We start from the raw sequence: 20,273 nt of genomic DNA, 5'->3' as shown, positions 1-20,273 counted from the left end.
ATTAAGGCGGGAATTTACAGACTGTTCTCCTTGATAAATAATCATCATAAATAAAAAACACTGCGCAAATAATGGATAAGATTATTTGTGCAGCAGTTTTACATAGGCTTATTTTGACTTATTCGGGGAAAAAAAGACTTCAACTGGAGGTGACACGTGATGAATATATGGAAGAAAGTGCTGGAAGCATATCATATCTATCCTGTCAGTATCGAAAAACAGACCGAACGAGTTGTAAAAGTATTTGATGGTATGCAGGAATATGCATTGAAGCGGAGTTTTTTAACCGAGCAGACAATAGAAGACTGGCAGCATGTCTATCACATTGCCCGTGAAAAAAATGTGACGGAGATTTTACCTGTTTATTTAACCCGGGATAATACATTTTTCCATAAAGAAGAGAACTTTTATTATTATTTAACACCCTGGATTGATTCTCCTGAAATGACGGATTCTGCGTATCATATAGAGCGGACGCTGCAGACACTGGCACAAATCCATAAAAAAACGAGGCAGACCAGCCGTATTAAATCAGAACATCTGAAAGCGTCTTTTCAAGGTTTTTCCAACTTTTGCGAACAGTCTTTGGAACAATTTCAGGTACGTGTCACAGATTATGAAAGCAGAAAATACATGTCTCCGTTTGAACTTTTATATTGCACCCACTATAAAGGGCTATGCCATGCTGTAAGTTTATTGCAGGAAAAGCTGGAACAAATTTATGGGGAGGAAGAAACGGAGATTTTATGGTCTGCAAGTTTATGTCATCAGCGGGTCGATGATACCCATTCCAAAGGCGGTTATTTAATTAATTGGGAAGCGGGTAGTTTGGAGCATCCGGCCCGCGATTTATCCCATTATTTCCGGACATTGACAGGTGCCTATAATCAGCCGGAGAAAACCATACAACAAGCATTTACGGTTTATCAAAAAACCAATCACCTTACTGTAAAGGAAATGCAGCTTATTTCGGTTTATTTATTAAATCCTTCCTCATATTTAAGTGTATTAAAAAATTATACAGAACGCCGTACCAAGAAATCGATGGTAACGCAGGTGAAAGAGCTGCAGCAGCAATTCCGCCGTTTGGAGTTTGCGATGAATTGGGTAGAATTTATTCAAGAAACGTATGAGTCAAAAGAGGAACAGCCGGACTAAATCCACTGCAGGTAAAAGGCAATCACCAGACCAATCAATATAGCAAGTATTAAAATATCCAGTGTAGTGGGTAAAAAAAGTGTGCGGATAAGTTGAAAAATCATAATTGGCGTCACAACTGTTTCCGCAACGAAAATACATTTTCTAGCCCATGGCGGGATCCGATAACGATAAAAACGGGACATTTTCCTCTCCTCCTGTTTATTTGCATGAAGTTAAACTTCTGGAATGTGATATATTATGGTATGTATAAACTTCTAAAAAGTGTGTCAATAATATAGATATACTTTTTTATATGGACTGGACGAACGCCTATTTATCGGTACATGCAAAAGAATGTAGTTGACGTTCTTTAGAGGAACAGATAAAATAAATATTACTAGGAAAACATACGGATACGTTGAAGAGAAGTAGTAAAGAATAAACGCTCTTAAGAGAGGGAAATCACGTGGTGGAAATTTCCCGGGAAGGTTGTTCTTGAAGTCGTCTCGGATGTAGAATCTCTGAAAAGGCAGTAGGAGATTCCGGTTGTCAGCCGATATCCATGACCTTGAGTGTGCTTACTTAAGCTGTAAAGCTTTTTCATAAGCAAACAAAGGTGGTACCACGGAAATATACCTTTTCGTCCTTTATTATAAGGATGAAAAGGTTTTTTTACGTTTTCCGGGAAAGTTTTGTTACATGAACCAAGGAGGTTTTTAACATGTCAGATGAACAAAATCAGCTTCCTCCTAAATACAACCCGCAAGAAGTGGAAGCAGGAAGATATCAATTTTGGTTAGATGGTAAATTTTTTGAAGCGAAAGATGATCCTGAAAAGGAACCGTATTCGATTGTTATTCCGCCGCCAAATGTTACAGGCCGTTTGCATTTAGGGCATGCATGGGATACAACCATGCAGGATACGATTACGCGTATGAAGCGCATGCAGGGCTATGATGTTTTGTGGTTGCCTGGAATGGACCATGCAGGAATTGCCACGCAGGCAAAAGTAGAGGCAAAGTTGAAAGAACAGGGAACGAGCCGTTATGAGCTTGGACGCGAAAAATTCCTAGAAACTGCATGGGAATGGAAAGAAGAATATGCTGACTTCATCCGTTCGCAGTGGGAAAAGCTCGGACTTGGTTTGGATTATTCCCGTGAACGTTTTACGTTAGACGACGGTTTATCGGATGCAGTTCGTGAGGTGTTTGTCCGTCTTTACGAAAAAGGTTTGATCTATCGCGGGGAATATATTATTAACTGGGACCCTTCCACGCAAACAGCACTATCCGATATAGAGGTAATTTACGAGGAAATCCCGGGGAAATTTTATCATATGCGTTATCCTATCAAAGATAGTGAAGAGACTATTGAAATTGCGACAACCCGTCCGGAAACCATGCTCGGGGATACTGCAGTAGCTGTTCATCCCAAAGATGAGCGCTATCAGCATTTGATCGGTAAAACGGTTATCCTGCCGATTGTAGGAAGAGAAATGGAAATAGTTGCCGATGATTATGTAGATATGGAACTTGGTTCTGGTGCAGTAAAAATAACACCTGCCCATGACCCGAATGACTTTGAAATCGGCAACCGTCATGATTTAGAGCGTGTGCTGGTGATGCATGAAGACGGCACGATGAACGAAAATGCCGGCAAGTATCAGGGGTTAGACCGTTTTGAATGCCGGAAGCAGCTGGTTAAAGACCTGCAAGAGCAGGATGTGCTGTTTGAAATCGAAGAACGTCCGCATCAAGTTGGGCATTCGGAGAGAAGCGGCGCCGTTGTTGAACCTTACTTATCCACCCAATGGTTTGTCAAAATGGAGCCACTGGCATCTTCCGCTTTAAGCATGCAGGAATCACCGGAGGAAAAAGTAAATTTTGTTCCGGACCGATTTGAAAAAACATATTTCAACTGGATGGATAATATTCGTGACTGGTGTATTTCCAGACAATTATGGTGGGGGCACCGGATTCCGGCCTGGTATCATAAAGAAACAGGAGAAATCTATGTAGGTAAAGAAGCTCCTGCTGATATAGAAAACTGGGCGCAGGATGAGGATGTATTGGATACATGGTTTTCCTCTGCGTTATGGCCGTTTTCTACGATGGGCTGGCCCAATGAAGAATCTGCGGACCTGAAACGTTATTTTCCTACGAATGTATTAGTAACAGGCTACGATATTATTTTCTTCTGGGTATCCCGGATGATTTTCCAATCGAAAGAATTTATGGATGAACGCCCGTTTGAAGATACGTTGCTGCACGGTTTAATTCGTGATGCAGAAGGAAGAAAAATGAGTAAATCCTTAGGTAACGGGGTAGACCCGATGGATGTCATTGACCAATATGGCGCTGATTCCCTGCGTTATTTCTTAATGACGGGATCCACACCTGGCCAGGACCTGCGTTTTCATTGGGAAAGAATTGAGTCTACCTGGAATTTTGCCAATAAAGTATGGAATGCTTCCCGTTTTTCTCTGATGAATATGGAAGGTTTTACGTATGAGGATATTGATTTAACAGGAGATTTAACCGTTGCAGACAGATGGATTTTATCCCGTTTGAATGAAACGATTGATCACGTAACACGAAATGCGGATAAATATGAATTTGGAGAAGCAGGACGACATCTCTATAACTTTATTTGGGATGAATTTTGTGATTGGTATATTGAAATGGCAAAACTGACGTTATATGGCGAGGATGAGACAAAGAAAAAAACAACACGTTCTGTTTTGGCGCATGTTTTAGATCAGACAATGCGTATGCTGCATCCATTTATGCCGTTTATCACTGAGGAGATCTGGCAGCAGCTTCCGCATGAAGGAGCTTCTATTACCGTCAGTGAATGGCCAGAAGTAAATCCGGCATTTGATGATAAAAAAGCCGTATCGGAAATGCAGCGCTTAGTTGCCATTATCAAATCGGTACGTAACAGCCGTGCAGAGGTGGATACGCCGATGTCGAAGCAGATTGAGATGCTTATTTCTGCTGAAAATGAAGCACTTGTGCAGGAATTAGAGAAGAACCGGGAGTATTTAGAACGTTTCTGTAATCCAAGTTCCCTGCAGATCGCCACAGGCATCGAAGCGCCGGACAAAGCAATGACATCTGTTGTCACCGGAGCGGAAATCTTCTTGCCTTTAGAAGGTTTAATTGATTTTGATAAAGAAATTGCCCGCTTGGAAAATGAACTCGCAAAATGGGATAAAGAAGTGGAAAGAGTGCAGAAGAAACTTTCGAATCAAGGCTTTATCAGCAAAGCACCGGAATCATTGGTGGAGGAGGAAAAGCAGAAAGAAAAAGATTATCTGGATAAACAGGCGAAAGTAAAAGCCCGTTTGGCAGAGTTGAAGCAGTAATTAAAAATAGCTATGCGGATATTTTCGCATAGCTATTTTAGGTTTGACCGCAAGTTTTCTTTTATAAAATGAACATATTTTTCCAAAAGATTAATATTACTAAGCATGCTCAACGTACGTGAGCCAACTGCATCTTCAATTTCATTAAAAATGAATTCTCCGTCATGAGAGAACATGAAATCAATCCCGACCAGTCCGAAATCATAAGCATCTATTATCTTTTGAACCGTTCTTTTTTCAGTTTGATTTAATGTATATAATGATGCCTTCCCTCCCAGGGAGTAATTAGCCCGAAAATCATTTGTGTTTTCACGTAAAACTGCTGCGATGATGTCTTTACCAATCACGAAGACCCGTAAATCCTTGCCTGGCTGTATGTTTTTCGGAGATTGTACTACAAAGGTTTCTGTGGTGTTTTGACAGTACGCTTTCCATTCTTTTAGATGATGAAGCATGACCACCTGACTTCCCCCTTTTCCTGCCGCTGTTTTAACAACAAAAGGGAAATCCAGCGGCGAGGAAGAAGGAGTCAAATTTCCCGGGAAGTAATATGTTTCCGGAACAGGGATGCCTAGCTGCTGGATGGCTAAGTAACCATAGGCTTTGTGGTTAAATGTTTCTGAGATAAGAGGTTTATTAAATACGGCTATCCCCATTTGCTCCAGCTGTTTATTCAAAAGTGGATCGACCGTCCGCACGACAGCGAAATCAGCAGTTATTTCTTTTCCATTTGCATAGATAACCGGTTTATTATGATAAATGCCGATTGAAATTTCTTCTCTGTGTAATAAGACCAGCTCGATAGATTGTTTTTGCGCTTCATCGATAAACCAGTCAATATAACTTTTATTTCGGATAGAATCAGATATTGTATAAATCAGCCAGCCTTTCATCAGGAAAGCTCCTTTTTTATATAGGATATCATGTCATCGGCAACGTTGATTCCGGTACATTCGTATAGATTGCGGATATGTGCATTGGCATTTATTTCACAAACCAGCAGCTCCTCATTTGGGCCATATAATAAATCCACACCGGCAAAATCAGCTCCAATTGCTTTTGCTGCCCTGACAGCCAACTTTTCTGTTTTATCATCAAGCGCAAACGGAAGCATTTTTCCTCCATTTGTTACATTTGCACGGAAATCTTTGTTATTTTGTCGTTCTACAGCAGTTACAGCTTTCTCACCAACAACTTGCACACGGATATCCCGTCCTTTGCTCTCCGCTATATAACGCTGGAATACAAACGGACGTTGTTCCATCATCGGAATAATATTTGTTAATTCTTCGTAGGTGGAAATAAAATGAACCTGTTCTCCAAAGGAACCGAACGCTTCTTTAACAATCAGAGGGATTCCGAGAAACTCCGTGACTTTTTGTATATAAGCAGAAGGGAGGTTTCCTCCATGGTACTTTTTCGGAGCGATGATTGTTTCAGGGAAAGGAATCTGTTGCTGGCTGAGCAATTGATACGTGTAAATTTTATCATCGCTGATTTCAATCGTACGTGATGCATTAAATACACGAACACCGAGCTGCTCCAGTTGTCTTGCTATGTATATATCTTTATCGATAAAAAAAGCAAAATCAGGCAGTTTAACATCATTTGCGATAGATGACACCATGCCATTTTTCGGGCATAATAAAGTTAAAACCGCATCATTTTTTAAACAGATTGTCTGAATATGTTGTTTTTCTGCAGCTTCTGCAATCATATTTGCATAGTCCAGAAATTTATCTGTTGCGATACTTCCATTAATAATAATCCAACCTGTATAATTCAAATTAGAACATCCTTTCTCTTTACGGTGAAATGAGATTTAACGGACATGACAAATCCGATGAAACCAACCAGGAGATGAAGTAGCCGTTTTTCACTTTATTTCCATAAAATGATTCTTTTGTATGTAAGAGGGATTACGGACAATCATACTGTGATAATCAGTATACGACGAATAGATGAAGGAGGAAAGAGAGATGAATACAAACATCCATGATTTTTTTGAAAAACGTCAGCAACTTGGCGTGCAGCCGGGATTAGATCGGGTCGATTCATTATTAGATGCTTTCGATCATCCAGAGAAAAAATTTACATCTATTCATATTGCCGGCACGAATGGAAAAGGATCTACAGGAGCCTTTCTGCAAGCTGCATTAAGAGCAAACCGTTACCGGGTAGGAACATTTACATCCCCGACACTGCATGGACTGACCGGATTTATTCTTCATAACGGAGAACCTGTTTCAGAGAATGTGTTTACAGAATTATTTCATGAAATGGAGCCGGTGATTGAACGCATGGATCAAGAAGGGCATTCACCGAGCCATTTTGAAATTATTACTGCGATGGCATTTTTGTATTTTTCCCGAAACGTGGATATAGCTATTATAGAAGCCGGTATGGGAGGGAGAGAAGATACGACAAATGTCATTAACCCCATTTTATCAATTATTACGACGGTTTCCAAAGATCATACGGCTTTTTTGGGTGACACGATAAAAGAGATTGCTTCGCATAAAGCGGGTATTATTAAGCCAAAGACACCAATTATAACAGGTGTAGAAGGAGAAGGACTGACGCCGATTATTCATGAAGCAAATAAAAAGCGTGCTGTTGTATACCGGTACGGAATGGACTTTATGGTAAATGACCTGCAAATTGATGAATTTGAATGGAAGAATATCGCTTCCAGCTACCGTATAAAATTACAAAGTATTGGTTTACATCAGCACCATAACGCGTCGATAGCTATACAAGCTATAAAAGTGTTAAAAAATAGATTTGGTCATTTGGATATGCGTGTTGGGATTGAAGCGATTGAAAAAACGACGATACCTGGCAGAATGGAAAAAATACATGATATTCCCTTTATTTTAGTGGATGCTGCGCATAATGAAGCAGGTGTAAAAGCTTTTATTAAAACAGTGAGAGCGATTTACCCAAGAAGAAAAGTACATGTATTGTTTGCTGCTTTTAAAGACAAAGATGTACAAGCAATGCAGCAATTGCTTACAGATGTGTTTCCGAATTTATATATAACAACTTTTGAACATCCCCGGGCTGCTTCTCTTACGGACTACCCGATTCAAGATAAAGGTGAACAGGTTGCGGACTGGAAAGCGTGGCTGGAAGATAAGATAAGAACTTCCATGGAACCCGTTCTGGTTACCGGTTCATTCCAATTTACAAGCCTGGTCCGTTCGTTTGTCAAATCAATGGAAGATTCGGAATAGATCCAGAGGGATAGGATAAGAAATTTGTAGAACGATTATCAAAGGAAGTGCCATGATTCGCCTTACTTTTTACAAAAGCTGTGCTAGAGTGAAACAAAACTAGCATCGGAGGGCGAATGGATGGCAAAACACAAACCGAAAATAATCAAAGATACGAAAGGCAATTGGACGTATAAAGTCCATACCTCCTCCAAAGAAGATGATGCAGAAAGAGAGTCGGCAGCAGCGGAGGAAAGAGAACAGACAAAAGCGGATTTGCAGCCACTGGTACCAGTGGAGCGTCCGGTGAAAGGACATCGAAAAAGAAATAGTGTATGGAAAACCATTTTAATCAGTGCAGGAAGTGCTATTTTTGTCGGATCAATCATCGGCTTTTTTCTTATCCGGATGTTTGGACAAGTAGATACTCCGTCAAATGCTGAGAGTCCTTCGCAAACAACGACGGCCGTCACACAAGCAGAACAAGAGGAAGCGAACCTGGGTACAGACACTGTGACCACCTCTCTCGATCCATTAGAATCGTATATCTTGCAGGCTGGTGTTTTTTCGGAACAAGAAAATGCAGAACCATTAATTTCCAGCTTGACAGATTTAAATATACAGCCTGTGTTTTTTGAAAGAGATGGAGAATTTTTTCTGATGGCAGGTATCACACCGTCAGAAGATGCAGCTCAATCGCTTGCTGCCTCTCTTTCTGATAATCAGACAGATCTTTATGTGAAGGAATGGAATACGCAGCCAAAAGAAATAGAAATGACAGAAGCGGAAAGAGAATGGATTACTGCATTTCAAACTTTTTTTGATGAACAGCTTCAACAAGCAGATGTCACCCAGCCGATTGCAGATGAAACAATCACCGCTTTAGCGGACAAAGCCCCGGAAGAAGGAGCCACCATTGATGAGTTAGTAACAAGCTTAACGGAAATGCAGGGTGAACCTTCCTTTTATCAATTATTAAGCTGGATGAAAGCATATGATGAATTATAGATAACAATCCCCTTGGAAAACTTACATTCCAAGGGGATTGTTATTTTAAAATGAAGGACTGTCATCATGGATAAACTTATCACAGTGTAACTGGCTGGGGCTGGGAGGCTGCGGTTACTCGCCCCACCGAAGACATTTGCGCTTTCCCATAGGAGTCTACGTGGTTGGCCTGCGCTCTAAAAGGACGCTACAATGTTTGGAAGAAATAACATCCTGATGAAGTGAGATGAAATAATCGCTTTCATGCACAGAAAAAATGATTGCGGAACATTTTTACCACGCACCACGAAAAATGTGTTCTGTCTGATCTACGTTTATTTGTTCAGCTATTTCATATTTAGAACATCCCACCAGCGGAGGCGGACCGTTTTGACTCCTGAGGGATCAGCACCCTCTGAAGATCCACTTTTGCCAAGCGACCTTCTTGGCAAAAGTTAGCTGAAGAGCGTGCCCCTAGGAAAGCAAAACGGTCCGCCGCAGGGAGCAGTTCAGCGGTCGCCTTACACTTCACCTTCTGCCCTTTGGCAACAGCTGTATGGAAGAAACTCCCTCTATTTCTATGGAATGAAAGTTACTTTTTAAAGTGCCAAAATTGAGTGAAATGTATTTTTATGCTGAAAAACCAAGCACAAAACCGTTATTTCCTCGTAGAAAAAATCCTTTTTGATGTGCTATACGCTGATAGAAATGCTGAATTATCGAGTGGAAATCCATACCTGGTATCGATATGATGTAATTAAAAAGAAAGGCGGGATACCATGGGAAAACCAATTTTCATCCGGGATTTACCAACGGAAGACAGACCGAGAGAACGACTGCTCAAATATGGTGCAGACAAGCTGAGTAATCAAGAAATACTTTCTATTTTAATAGGAAGCGGCTCAAAGGATGAACCTGTACAACTGCTGGCAGATCGTATTCTCATGCATTTTGAGGGGATCAAATTATTAAGAGATGCTACTGTAGAAGAATTAACAGCGATAAAAGGAATAGGTATTGCAAAAAGTATGAACATATTGGCAGCAATTGAACTCGGGAAAAGAATCAGCAGTTATAAGTCTTTAGATGCCTATATTATCCGTTCCCCTGAAGACGGAGCCAATTATGTTATGGAAGAGATGCGTAATTTAGCACAGGAGCATTTTGTAGCACTTTTTTTAAATACCAAAAACCAAATCATTCATCGGCAAACCCTCTTTATCGGCTCGCTTAATGCCAGTATTGTACATCCACGCGAGTTGTTCCGTGAAGCTGTGAAACGCTCCGCTGCTACGATATTAGTGTGTCATAATCACCCCTCTGGTGACCCGACTCCATCACAGGAAGATATCCTTATTACGAAACGGCTGATGGAATCCGGAAAAATAATTGGAATTGAAGTCATTGACCATTTAGTAATTGGTAACGAGTGTTTTGTTTCATTAAAACAAAAAGGGTACTTATAAATACTATCTATTTTTAGTATTTTTTCGTATAATTGTATAGGGTATTAATTTTCAGCGCCATTTTTCTTATTAATACAGAAGTGGCGCTTCTTCAAATTGTATAATCAAGCTATTCGCTCCATCATGCGTGTTTATATACATGAAAACAGAAATAAAAACGATTGATATGAGAATGAGAAAGGATGAAAATAATGGGGATATTTAATTTTTCGCAGGATTTGGGGATTGATTTAGGAACAGCAAATACATTAGTCTATGTAAAAGGAAAAGGCGTTATTGTCCGGGAACCTTCTGTTGTTGCTAAAAATATGGAAACAGGTGAGGTCGAGGCTGTTGGAAGTGACGCAAGAATGATGATTGGACGTACACCTGGGAATATTTCTGTTATCCGCCCGATGAAAGACGGGGTTATTGCTGATTACGATACAACTTCCGTGATGATGAATTATTATATGAAAAAAGCAATGAAGAACCGGTCGCTTTTTGCGAAGAAACCAAATGTCATGATATGTGTTCCTTCCGGTATTACGATGGTGGAAGAGCGGGCGGTTATCGATGCAACAAAACAGGCAGGCGCAAAAGAAGCCTATCCGATTGCAGAGCCTTTTGCGGCAGCGATTGGAGCAGGATTGCCTGTTTGGGAACCGACAGGAAGTATGATTGTTGATATTGGAGGCGGAACAACGGAAATAGCGGTAATTTCATTGGGAGGCATTGTAACAAGTAATTCCATTCGAATCGCAGGAGATGACCTGGATGAAGCTATTATCTCTTACATACGAAAAAATTATAACCTAATGATTGGAGAAAGATCCGCCGAATCGATTAAAATGGATATAGCAGCAGCGAAAAAAGGCATCATTGGAGAAGAAAGGGATATCAGAGGACGTGATTTGTTGACGGGATTGCCAAAAACAATTACAGTTACATCTGAAGAAATTTCTGGAGCTTTGGATGATAATGTCGATGCTATTGTCAATGCAGTCAAAACAACGCTGGAAAATACCCCGCCGGAATTATCCGCTGATATCATGGATCGGGGGATTGTGTTATCCGGAGGCGGAGCACTTCTAGAAAATCTGGATAAAGTAATAAGTGATGAAACAAAAATCCCGGTATTTGTTACAGACGAACCATTGGAGAGTGTCGCCATCGGAACAGGAAAATCACTTGATTATATTGATCAATTTCGTTCAGCTCCAAGTGTGTCTTCACGCGTGTTAAATTATTAAGTAGGTGTTTGTATGAATTTTTTTCGAAGCAAGAAATTATTTATAATCCTAGTCGGATTCATTGTACTCGTTGTTTTAATCGGATACTCCCTGAACAACCGGGGACAGTTAAACTTTGCAGAAAAGGCTGTCAGTGATGCAGTAGGCTGGGTGCAGAATGTTGCACAAGCTCCAGTAACATTTGTTACGGATATTGCTTCTAATATCAGTGATTTCAAAACAACATTTGAAGAGAACCAAGTATTAAGAGAACAGCTTTCGCAGCAAAAAGGGGTAGCATATGATTTGCAGCGGCTGGAAGAGGAGAATGAAGAATTACGCTCTATGATCGATATGACGGAAACCTCCCGGGATTATGAGCCGATCTATGCAACGGTTATTGCCCGTTCACCGGAACAATGGGTAGACCAAGTGACCATTAACCGGGGAGAGAATGACGGAATAACGGAAAATATGGTTGTCCGCACAGCAGAAGGAATGATTGGAAAAGTCCTGCGTACATCAGAAGGAACGTCTACAGTGCAATTATTGACAGGATTTGATGAATTTAATCGTGTTTCTGCGACGGTATTAAGAGAAGACGACAGTGATATTTTTGGCATGATTGAAGGATTTGATGAAGAAACAGAGATGCTGTTATTCCGTATTATTGAAGAATCGGATTCAGATATCGAAGAAGGAGATACCGTTTATTCTTCCGAACTGGGCGGTGAATTTCCGGCAGGTATTACGATCGGCGAAGTAAGTGAAGTGGTCGCTGACCAGTATGGCCTAACTAGAATTGCAATGGTTGAACCGGCGGCAGATTTATTTGATATACGGAATGTGATTGTTGTGAACCGTTCGATTGATCAGCCGGAAGAAGAGGAAGAGGTAGAAGCAGAAGGGAATGACGAGTCTTGACTAGACGTGTGATATTCCCTGTCATTCTTTTCGTAGTAATGGTATTGAGTGGAGTGGCCTTAGAGCTGTTACCCCATCAGTTGTTAATGGGTTCCTATATGATTGTGCCGCACTGGCTGTTTGTAATGCTGATTTATATTGCGATTTTTTATGACCGTAATGATACTTATTATGCTGTGTTATATGCTCTGATTTTTGGATTGCTTTTTGATATCGTGTATACAGGTATTTTAGGTGTTTATATGATTTCATATGCACTGGTTATATATATTGTCCGCGGTCTAAAGAAAATGCTGCAAGGAAATTTTTATGTGTTGTTAATCCTCTCCGCTTTTGGAATTGCTTTAGCTGATGTGAGTATTTATACCATTTTTACGGTGATTGGATTAGCAGACATGCCGATAGAAGTCTACTTATTGAATCGGTTGGTGCCTACTATTCTTATGAATCTTTTATTCTTAGTAGTCATCTATCCAATAATCATCAAGCCAATGCGCAAATGGGGCAGAGAATTAAGCTGAGCTGACCGTTTGAAATGCTTCTTTTTAGACGTATATTTATGGAAGGACAGCAGACTCTGCTCAGTCAGCTTCTCAGGTTGGAGCTGGCTGCTGAAAAAAGAGGTGAATAGATCGTGCAAGAAACCAAACCAACCATCACGATTAAAGGGACAAGAGATGGTTTAATTTTATTTATAGATGAAGATGCTTCTTTTGAAGAAATTGTACAAGATTTAGTCAAAAAACTAGAAGCCAGCAGCCCGAAAAAAGAAGAGCCAGTCGTTTCCGTTAAAGTAAAATTAGGTCATCGTTATTTAAAAGATGAACAGCGCCAGCAATTAAAAGAAATTATTGAAGAAAAGAACCGTTTCCAAATAGAGGCCATGGAATCCGAAGTTATACCGATTAAAGATGCTAAAACATGGCTGGATCAGAGTAAATTAAAAGTAGTTAATCAGATTGTCAGATCAGGACAAGTACTGGAAACAGAAGGTGATTTACTTTTGGTTGGTGATGTGAATCCCGGGGGCAGAGTAAGAGCTCGAGGAAACATCTACATTATGGGTAATTTACTGGGGATTGCCCATGCCGGAACAGAGGGAGATAAGGAGGCTTTTATAGCTGCTTCTTATATGAAACCGGCGCAGCTTCGAATTGCCGGATATATCAGCCGGGCACCTGATTATGAAGCTGATGGAGTATACATGGAATGCGGAATCATTGATCCGGATCAGGATAAGATTGTGATTGACTCAATCAAAATCCTTTCGAAACAGAAAAAGGTGATTAGCGCATTTGAGAGGAGAATGAATAATGGGTGAAGCGATTGTCATCACATCGGGGAAAGGCGGCGTTGGTAAAACAACCACATCTGCAAATATTGGTACAGCTCTGGCTTTAATGGACAAGAAAGTTTGTTTAATTGATACAGATATCGGCCTTCGTAACCTCGACGTCATAATGGGACTCGAAAATCGGATTATTTATGATATTGTTGATGTCATTCAAGGACGTTGCAAATTGCAGCAAGCTTTAATAAAAGATAAACGTTTTGATTATCTTTCTGTGCTTCCTGCTGCGCAAACTAGTGATAAGACATCCGTAACCTCTGATGGCATGAAGGAAATTATAACAGAATTAAAACAAGAATATGATTATATCATTATTGATTGTCCAGCCGGTATAGAACAAGGTTTTCAAAATGCTGTTGCTGGTGCCGACAGAGCAATAGTTGTGACAACACCTGAAAATTCAAGCGTACGGGATGCGGACCGGATTATTGGACTGATTGAAAATGAAGATATGGTGGAAGCGCCAAGACTCGTTATAAACAGAATTCGCAATCATATGATGAAAAACGGGGATATGCTTGATGTCGATGATATTGTCCAACTGCTGGCAATTGATTTGATTGGTATTGTAGCGGATGATGAAGAGATGATTAAAGCTTCTAATAAGGGAGAGCCGATTGCGCTGCATCCGAATTTTAAAGCATCGATCAGCTACCGTAATATAGCAAGAAGAATTTTAGGTGAAACTGTTCCGCTGCAGCCGCTCGAGGAAGAAAAAAGTTTTATGCAAAAGGTCAAAGCATTCTTTAAAATATAATATTAGCTGTTCAACGCAAAAGGATTGATATTGGTAAAAAAACATCCGGCAAATCAAATGATTTGCCGGATGTTTTTGATTAATATCCAATAAAAGATTCTCCAATTGTTTTTCGATAGGGTCTTTCATTGAAGTAAAATGCTAAACACTCGTTATCTTCCACAGAAACCCGTTCTTTATCCGGGTATTCGATATAAATCGTATGTTTTTTTTCACGATGAAATCGGGCTAATACATCTAAAAAACTGTCATGAGAAGATGCATAGATTGGTTGGATAGCACGTACAAAATGGCCGCCTTCGTATCTCTTTAAAAGAAAACGGATAAAAACATAAAAGCGATATTTCCACTCTTTCCGGTTTTCATGTATTAAAAATAGCCAGATAAGAAAACTGCTCAGTGTAAATGGGAAGAAAAAAAGCTGTGCTAAAATAATGATGGCGCATATAGCTAATGAAGCAATAATCGTTGTGTAATAAGCTTTTTTAAAGGTTAAGAATGTCGTTAAAATCAGAAAAATAAGTTTTCCGCCATCCAATGGCCAAATCGGCAGCAAGTTAAAAAGAAGAATAATGGTATTATAGTATAAAATCAATTCATAATAGTATTCCGGGATTATTCCAAAGGGTGACATGGCATAAAGCAGTCCATATATTAAAACTTGAACAAATGGGCCTGCCATAATGACGATGGCTTCTTCACGGACAGGACGAGTTCCGTGCTCATCTGTTTTCATAACGCCGCCGAACGCCCAAAGCATTATAGCGGAAATTCTCCATCTGAAAGAAGAAGCAGCAATATAATGTCCTAATTCATGAAGGAACACAATACTAAAAATAATGGTCAATTCCGTAAAGGATCCTGTTAAAAAAGATATAACTATAAATATCCATAGAATAGGATGAAAATGAATCAGTTGGAATGCATTTTTAAGGCTGTTGATCAACAAGAATCACCTGCTCGGGATCAATATATTGGTTTTCCTGTTCAATGGCGAAAAAAACAGAAGTGCTGTCATTTCCCGTTCCTGGGGTTCCAAGGACTTGACCATCAGAAATATGCTGATATAAATGGACATCAATAGAATCTAAAAAGCCATACTGCGTTGTTGTACCATCCGCATGCTGGATTTTAACCGTTTTATCAGTAGAACGGTCATTACCGGCGAATACGACAATTCCTTCCTGCACGGCTGCCACATTCTTATCTCCTTCTGCATCGATATAAATACCTTGGCCATTTTCATGGAAAGGCTCTGAAATAGCTCCATTGACTGGCAGAAAAGCTCCTTCTGTAACTGCCTCTTCTGTAACTGGATCAGGCCGGAAAGATAATGGCGTGCCAAATGATTCTGAATACCATGCATTTACTTTTGCAAAAGGGAACTGATTTGTTAAAGTGGTATTTATCCATTCTTTGGGCTGGTCCATGAAAGGTCTGTCCATTTCAGTAACAAATGCTGTCCCGAGAAAAAGGGAAACAGACAATAGAGCTTTCACAGCAATACTGGTTATGCGAGCATTGTTTTCAGGAACGGCTGTATTTGTATGATTGGCAGATACGGAAGGGTAGAATCCATGCGATTCTTCCATATCCGGTAAAGCATTATTTTGCAGATAATTTTCTTGCTGGTATTGTTTTTTTTGGTTTAACCCTTTTGTTTTCTGACGCATTTCAATGGTTTTCCGGATTTTTTTAATGTTTTTATCCATCCATCTCACTATCCTTTACAGCGTGGTGTAATTCATTTTATGTGGAACAAGCAGTTTGTATGATTAAATACTGCAAAGACAAAGAGATACTTTATCAGAACTGAAGTAGCGTTGATTTTTGTAAGGAAGCGTGTAAATGAAAAACAATGGTTGACAATGGAGCCTATAAAGTGGTAAGATTTATCTGTTATTCTAAGTAGCACCCGTGCTACAACCGCGCAGAACAGGTTTTTAAACTTGCTAGATGCAGTACCTGAATGGCGAGTCTGAGTTTAATGAGGAGGTGCATATAAATGTACGCAATTATTGAAACTGGTGGTAAACAAGTTAAAGTAACGGAAGGACAAGAAATCTATGTCGAGAAAGTGGACAGCGGTGTAGAAGACACTGTAACTTTCGAGAAAGTCCTATTCGTTGGCGGAGACGATGTGAAAGTTGGTGCTCCATACGTTGATGGTGCATCTGTAACTGCAAAGGTTGAAAAACATGGCCGTCAAAAGAAAATTGATGTTGTGAAGTTCAAAGCGAAAAAGAACTACCATCGTAAGCAAGGTCATCGTCAACCTTATACGAAGCTTGTTATCGACAAAATCAGTCTATAAGGTCTCTGTTGATCATCATGATTCAAATAACTGTTTTTCAATCAGATAATCAGGTTACAGCGTTTGAAGTTACCGGACATGCAGAGAGCGGTCCTTATGGATACGATCTTGTCTGTGCTGGTGTTTCTGCTGTGACATTTGGTTCTGTGAATGCAATGATGAAGCTGTGTGATACAGACCTCGATATTGATCAGGGAGCTGATGACGGTGGTTATTTAGCTGTGCAGCTTCCAGCGAATATAAGCTCTGAAAAACTGGAAAAGCTTCAGTGGCTGGTAAAAGGAATGATTGTTTCTTTGGAAACCATTGAAGCGAGTTATGACGAGCATGTTCAACTGAAATTTTTATAAGGAGGTGCATTTTCATGTTACGTCTAGATTTGCAATATTTTGCAACGAAAAAAGGAACAGGTAGCTCTAAAAACGGTCGTGATTCTGAATCAAAACGTCTTGGTTCCAAACGTGCGGATGGTCAGTTTGTAACTGGCGGTTCTATCCTTTACCGTCAACGCGGTACAAAAATTTACCCAGGTGAGAACGTTGGCCGCGGCGGAGATGATACACTTTTCTCTAAAATTGATGGTATTGTGAGATTCGAACGCTTTGGCAGAGACCGTAAAAAAGTGAGTGTTTACCCAGAAGCTAAAGAAGCTTAATGCTTACTGCGGTTTATTTCAAAAACCAGAAGGCTGTCGAGATTATATCTCGGCGGCCTTCTTTCTTTTTGCCTGTGTAAGGTGGTATTCTTCCGTTTCCGACTTTTGATTTCCGCTTTTTTCTGCTATACTCAACTTTAATGAGGTGAAGACATGGGGGAAGAGGAAACAGTTCGTTTAATACAGAAATACCGGCATGATTTAATGAATCGATTACAAATTGTTTCCGGCTATTTGAGTATGGGAAGCGCCGATAAAGCAAAATATCATTTAGACAATACGCTTCAGTTTTATGAAGAGGAACGGAAATTGATGCGCTTAAATGCAGATACCTTTATAATTTGGGTTTTACAATTTCAGGATGTATATCCTTCTTTTACACTTACATATCATGTAGATTTGCTGGAATCAGCTGAAACATCCATTAATGAGCAAAAGCTTCTCTTGACCTGTGAAAAACTTTTGGCTGTTTTATCAGAGGCTGCAGAAGAATTTCATGTGTATGACCTTTTTCTTTATATAGAAGAAAGAGAATCTGATTGGATTATTCGAATGAACATAAAAGACATCGCAGTTGAAAATGCATCAGCAATAGAACAACGATATGGAATTTCTGTCACTATAGAAAAAGAACAAACAAGTTTTGAATGGAGTATTGCAAAAGATGAAAGAGGTGAATAGCAATGTTTGTCGACCAGGTCAGTGTCTATGTAAAAGCCGGTGACGGCGGAAACGGACTTGTAGCTTACCGCCGGGAAAAATATGTTCCTAAAGGCGGACCTGCAGGAGGTGACGGCGGAAATGGAGCGGATATCGTCTTTAAAGTCGATGAAGGTTTAAATACTTTAATGGATTTCCGTTACAACCGTCATTTTAAAGGAAAACGCGGGGAAAATGGCATGAGCCAGAACCAGCATGGGAAAAATGCAGCTGCCTATGTCATTGCTGTACCGCCGGGAACCACTGTGGCAGATGAAGATACCGGCGAAGTGATTGCAGATTTAACCACACACGACCAGGAAGCGGTTATCGCCAAAGCCGGGCGCGGAGGAAGAGGCAATTCAAGATTTGCCAACCCGCGTAACCCTGCACCGGATATGGCGGAAAACGGGGAACCGGGTCAAGAACGAAATATTAAAGTGGAGCTAAAACTGATTGCCGATGTGGGATTAGTCGGTTTTCCAAGTGTTGGTAAGTCCACATTATTATCTGTAGTCAGTGCAGCAAAGCCAAAAGTTGCAGCTTACCATTTTACAACGGTAGCTCCTAATCTTGGCGTCGTAGATACGGAAGATCACCGCAGTTTTGTGCTGGCGGATTTACCGGGATTGATTGAAGGTGCTTCCGAAGGGATTGGCCTTGGTTATCAGTTTCTGCGCCATGTGGAACGCACCCGGGTGATTGTTCATGTGATTGATATGGCCGGAACAGAAGGGCGCGATCCATACGAAGATTATATGAAAATTAATGAGGAACTGGCTTCATATGATCCGCAGCTTTTAGCCAGACCGCAGATTATTGCTGCCAATAAAATGGACATGCCTGATGCAGAAGCACATTTAAATGCATTTAAAGAAAAATTGGGAGAAGAGATCCCGATATATAAAATTTCAGCTATTACAAAAGAGGGTCTCAGAGATCTATTATTTGCTGTAGCAGATAAATTAGAAGAGATACCAAAATATGAACCGGAGATCGAGCAGGCAGATGAGACGGTTGTTTATCGCCATCAGAAGGAAGAAGATCCTTTCCATATTACCAGGGATCCGGACGGCGCTTACGTACTGTATGGCCACCGGATTGAAACTTTATTTAAAATGACAAACTTTCAACATGATGAAGCTGCACAGCGTTTCTCCCGTCAGTTACGAGGAATGGGTGTTGACAAAGCACTCCGTGACCGCGGAGCAAAAGACGGTGATACAGTCCGGCTGTTAGATTATGAATTCGAATTTATGGAATAGTTTTGAATAGGAACTTAGAGCAGTTCTTGATTTGTTTAGGAGGAAATGAAGTTGACGAGTATTGGTTATTTAGGCCCTAAGGGAACATTTACAAAATTAGCAGTAGACGCCACTTTTAACGGAGAACATAAAAAAGCATTTAAAACCATTCCAGAATGTATCGATGCCGTAAATAACGGGGAAATTGATATCGGTGTGGTGCCATTAGAAAATGCGATTGAGGGCACTGTGCAGCTTACGGTAGATTATTTGATTCATCAAGTACGGATACCGGTAGCTGGAGAAATTGTAGTACCTATTGAACAACATCTGCTTGTCCGGGACGATATTATTCACGACGAAGCTGAAATCAAAGAAGTACATTCCCACAGTCATGCAATCGCGCAGTGTCATCAGTATCTGCATCAACATTTGAAGAATGCACAGATAGCCTTTACCTCTTCAACGGGAAGAGCGGCGGAGATCGTCAGCAGTTCTGATGCTCCAATTGCAGCAGTTGGAAACCGTTCTGCTGCTTCAGAATATGGATTGAAAATATTTAAGGAAAATATTCATGATTATCCGAACAATCATACGCGCTTTCTTGTGCTTTCCCATCAACCGGAAAAAGTGAAAATTAAGAGTGAGCCCAAAGGAGATAAAACAACGCTCTTAATTACATTGCCAAGTGATAAGGCGGGGGCACTGCATCAGATTCTTTCTGCGTTTGCGTGGCGTAAAATGAACTTATCTAAGATTGAATCCAGGCCCACAAAAACCGGGCTGGGAAATTATTTCTTTATTATTGATGTGAATCAAGCTTATGATGACGTGCTTCTACCGGGCGCCAAGGCTGAACTTGAAGCGCTTGGATGTCAGGTTACGATTCTCGGATCTTATTCTGTATATAATATTTTATAAGTGCCCGATGATTTAAAATGAC

Annotated in this window: 21 protein-coding genes and 2 other annotated features; of the genes, 16 read left to right on the top strand and 5 right to left on the bottom strand. The window is 40.3% G+C overall.

Annotation, left to right across the window (positions count from 1 at the left end; genetic code table 11):
* Window positions 1-159 precede the first annotated feature (159 nt).
* Window positions 160-1,158 carry a spore coat protein YsxE gene (gene ysxE / locus ACFQ19_RS05095; protein WP_379591038.1) on the top strand — a complete coding sequence of 333 codons (999 nt, stop codon included), beginning with the start codon at window positions 160-162 and terminating at the stop codon, window positions 1,156-1,158.
* Here ysxE and ACFQ19_RS05090 read toward each other — a convergent pair.
* Window positions 1,155-1,343 (bottom strand): hypothetical protein, encoded by a 189-nt coding sequence (locus tag ACFQ19_RS05090; protein ID WP_379591036.1) that lies wholly within the window; start codon window positions 1,341-1,343, stop codon window positions 1,155-1,157. The genes ysxE and ACFQ19_RS05090 overlap by 4 nt on opposite strands.
* Before the next feature lie 206 nt (window positions 1,344-1,549).
* Window positions 1,550-1,791 (top strand) — a binding site (T-box leader).
* A gap of 70 nt (window positions 1,792-1,861) precedes the next feature.
* Here ACFQ19_RS05090 and ACFQ19_RS05085 point away from each other — a divergent pair.
* Entirely contained in the window at window positions 1,862-4,507 is a 2,646-nt protein-coding gene (locus ACFQ19_RS05085; RefSeq protein ID WP_379591034.1) for a valine--tRNA ligase, read from the top strand.
* A gap of 32 nt (window positions 4,508-4,539) precedes the next feature.
* On the opposite strand, the gene ACFQ19_RS05080 is transcribed toward ACFQ19_RS05085, so the two are convergent.
* Together ACFQ19_RS05080 and ACFQ19_RS05075 are read right to left on the bottom strand one after the other, a co-directional pair.
* Complete coding sequence (locus ACFQ19_RS05080; protein ID WP_379591032.1) at window positions 4,540-5,400, bottom strand: ATP-grasp domain-containing protein; 861 nt, start codon at window positions 5,398-5,400, stop codon at window positions 4,540-4,542.
* Window positions 5,400-6,293: an ATP-grasp domain-containing protein gene (locus ACFQ19_RS05075; RefSeq protein ID WP_379591030.1), complete on the bottom strand. Its 894-nt coding sequence runs from the start codon at window positions 6,291-6,293 to the stop codon at window positions 5,400-5,402. The genes ACFQ19_RS05080 and ACFQ19_RS05075 overlap by 1 nt, the downstream gene beginning before the upstream one ends.
* A 193-nt stretch (window positions 6,294-6,486) precedes the next feature.
* Here ACFQ19_RS05075 and ACFQ19_RS05070 point away from each other — a divergent pair, with 193 nt between their 5' ends.
* The 8 genes from ACFQ19_RS05070 to minD all read left to right on the top strand — a co-directional run bounded on the left by ACFQ19_RS05070 (window position 6,487) and on the right by minD (window position 14,418).
* The gene (locus tag ACFQ19_RS05070) at window positions 6,487-7,743 is read left to right on the top strand and encodes a bifunctional folylpolyglutamate synthase/dihydrofolate synthase (RefSeq protein ID WP_379591028.1); all 1,257 of its coding nucleotides are present in this window, start codon (window positions 6,487-6,489) and stop codon (window positions 7,741-7,743) included.
* A 120-nt stretch (window positions 7,744-7,863) separates the two neighbouring features.
* Window positions 7,864-8,730 carry an SPOR domain-containing protein gene (locus tag ACFQ19_RS05065; protein ID WP_379591026.1) on the top strand — a complete coding sequence of 289 codons (867 nt, stop codon included), beginning with the start codon at window positions 7,864-7,866 and terminating at the stop codon, window positions 8,728-8,730.
* A gap of 758 nt (window positions 8,731-9,488) precedes the next feature.
* Window positions 9,489-10,175: a RadC family protein gene (gene radC / locus ACFQ19_RS05060; RefSeq protein WP_379591024.1), complete on the top strand. Its 687-nt coding sequence runs from the start codon at window positions 9,489-9,491 to the stop codon at window positions 10,173-10,175.
* Window positions 10,176-10,366: 191 nt separating this feature from the next.
* On the top strand, window positions 10,367-11,407 hold the full coding sequence (locus ACFQ19_RS05055; RefSeq protein ID WP_379591022.1) for a rod shape-determining protein: 1,041 nt from the start codon (window positions 10,367-10,369) through the stop codon (window positions 11,405-11,407).
* A gap of 12 nt (window positions 11,408-11,419) precedes the next feature.
* Entirely contained in the window at window positions 11,420-12,310 is an 891-nt protein-coding gene (gene mreC / locus ACFQ19_RS05050) for a rod shape-determining protein MreC (protein WP_379591020.1), read from the top strand.
* Complete coding sequence (mreD, locus tag ACFQ19_RS05045; protein ID WP_379591018.1) at window positions 12,307-12,831, top strand: rod shape-determining protein MreD; 525 nt, start codon at window positions 12,307-12,309, stop codon at window positions 12,829-12,831. The genes mreC and mreD overlap by 4 nt, the downstream gene beginning before the upstream one ends.
* A 113-nt stretch (window positions 12,832-12,944) precedes the next feature.
* Window positions 12,945-13,631, top strand: coding sequence for a septum site-determining protein MinC (gene minC, locus ACFQ19_RS05040; RefSeq protein ID WP_379591016.1), 687 nt, complete (start codon window positions 12,945-12,947; stop codon window positions 13,629-13,631).
* Window positions 13,624-14,418, top strand: coding sequence for a septum site-determining protein MinD (gene minD / locus ACFQ19_RS05035; protein WP_379591014.1), 795 nt, complete (start codon window positions 13,624-13,626; stop codon window positions 14,416-14,418). The genes minC and minD overlap by 8 nt, the downstream gene beginning before the upstream one ends.
* 79 nt (window positions 14,419-14,497) lie before the next feature.
* Here the strand turns inward: minD and ACFQ19_RS05030 are convergent, their stop codons facing one another.
* On the bottom strand, window positions 14,498-15,364 hold the full coding sequence (locus tag ACFQ19_RS05030) for a site-2 protease family protein (protein ID WP_379591013.1): 867 nt from the start codon (window positions 15,362-15,364) through the stop codon (window positions 14,498-14,500).
* A complete protein-coding gene (locus ACFQ19_RS05025; protein ID WP_379591012.1) occupies window positions 15,348-16,130 on the bottom strand; it encodes a peptidoglycan DD-metalloendopeptidase family protein in 783 nt (260 codons plus the stop codon). The genes ACFQ19_RS05030 and ACFQ19_RS05025 overlap by 17 nt, the downstream gene beginning before the upstream one ends.
* Before the next feature lie 202 nt (window positions 16,131-16,332).
* Window positions 16,333-16,408: a sequence feature (ribosomal protein L21 leader region), on the top strand.
* Between the two features lie 15 nt (window positions 16,409-16,423).
* Between ACFQ19_RS05025 and rplU the strand changes: the two genes are divergently transcribed.
* The 6 genes from rplU to pheA all read left to right on the top strand — a co-directional run bounded on the left by rplU (window position 16,424) and on the right by pheA (window position 20,251).
* A complete protein-coding gene (rplU, locus tag ACFQ19_RS05020) occupies window positions 16,424-16,732 on the top strand; it encodes a 50S ribosomal protein L21 (RefSeq protein ID WP_379591011.1) in 309 nt (102 codons plus the stop codon).
* Window positions 16,733-16,749: 17 nt separating this feature from the next.
* The gene (locus ACFQ19_RS05015; protein ID WP_379591073.1) at window positions 16,750-17,082 is read left to right on the top strand and encodes a ribosomal-processing cysteine protease Prp; all 333 of its coding nucleotides are present in this window, start codon (window positions 16,750-16,752) and stop codon (window positions 17,080-17,082) included.
* Between the two features lie 14 nt (window positions 17,083-17,096).
* A complete protein-coding gene (gene rpmA / locus ACFQ19_RS05010; protein WP_379591009.1) occupies window positions 17,097-17,387 on the top strand; it encodes a 50S ribosomal protein L27 in 291 nt (96 codons plus the stop codon).
* 153 nt (window positions 17,388-17,540) lie between these two features.
* Window positions 17,541-18,068 carry a Spo0B domain-containing protein gene (locus ACFQ19_RS05005; protein WP_379591007.1) on the top strand — a complete coding sequence of 176 codons (528 nt, stop codon included), beginning with the start codon at window positions 17,541-17,543 and terminating at the stop codon, window positions 18,066-18,068.
* Window positions 18,069-18,070: 2 nt separating this feature from the next.
* On the top strand, window positions 18,071-19,351 hold the full coding sequence (gene obgE, locus ACFQ19_RS05000) for a GTPase ObgE (protein WP_379591005.1): 1,281 nt from the start codon (window positions 18,071-18,073) through the stop codon (window positions 19,349-19,351).
* Between the two features lie 45 nt (window positions 19,352-19,396).
* Window positions 19,397-20,251: a prephenate dehydratase gene (pheA, locus tag ACFQ19_RS04995; RefSeq protein ID WP_379591003.1), complete on the top strand. Its 855-nt coding sequence runs from the start codon at window positions 19,397-19,399 to the stop codon at window positions 20,249-20,251.
* The last annotated feature ends 22 nt before the right edge of the window (window positions 20,252-20,273 follow it).

This window comes from Oceanobacillus locisalsi, assembly GCF_042675985.1.
GTDB lineage: Bacteria > Bacillota > Bacilli > Bacillales > Amphibacillaceae > Oceanobacillus > Oceanobacillus locisalsi.
This window is presented reverse-complemented; position numbering and strand designations above follow the sequence as displayed.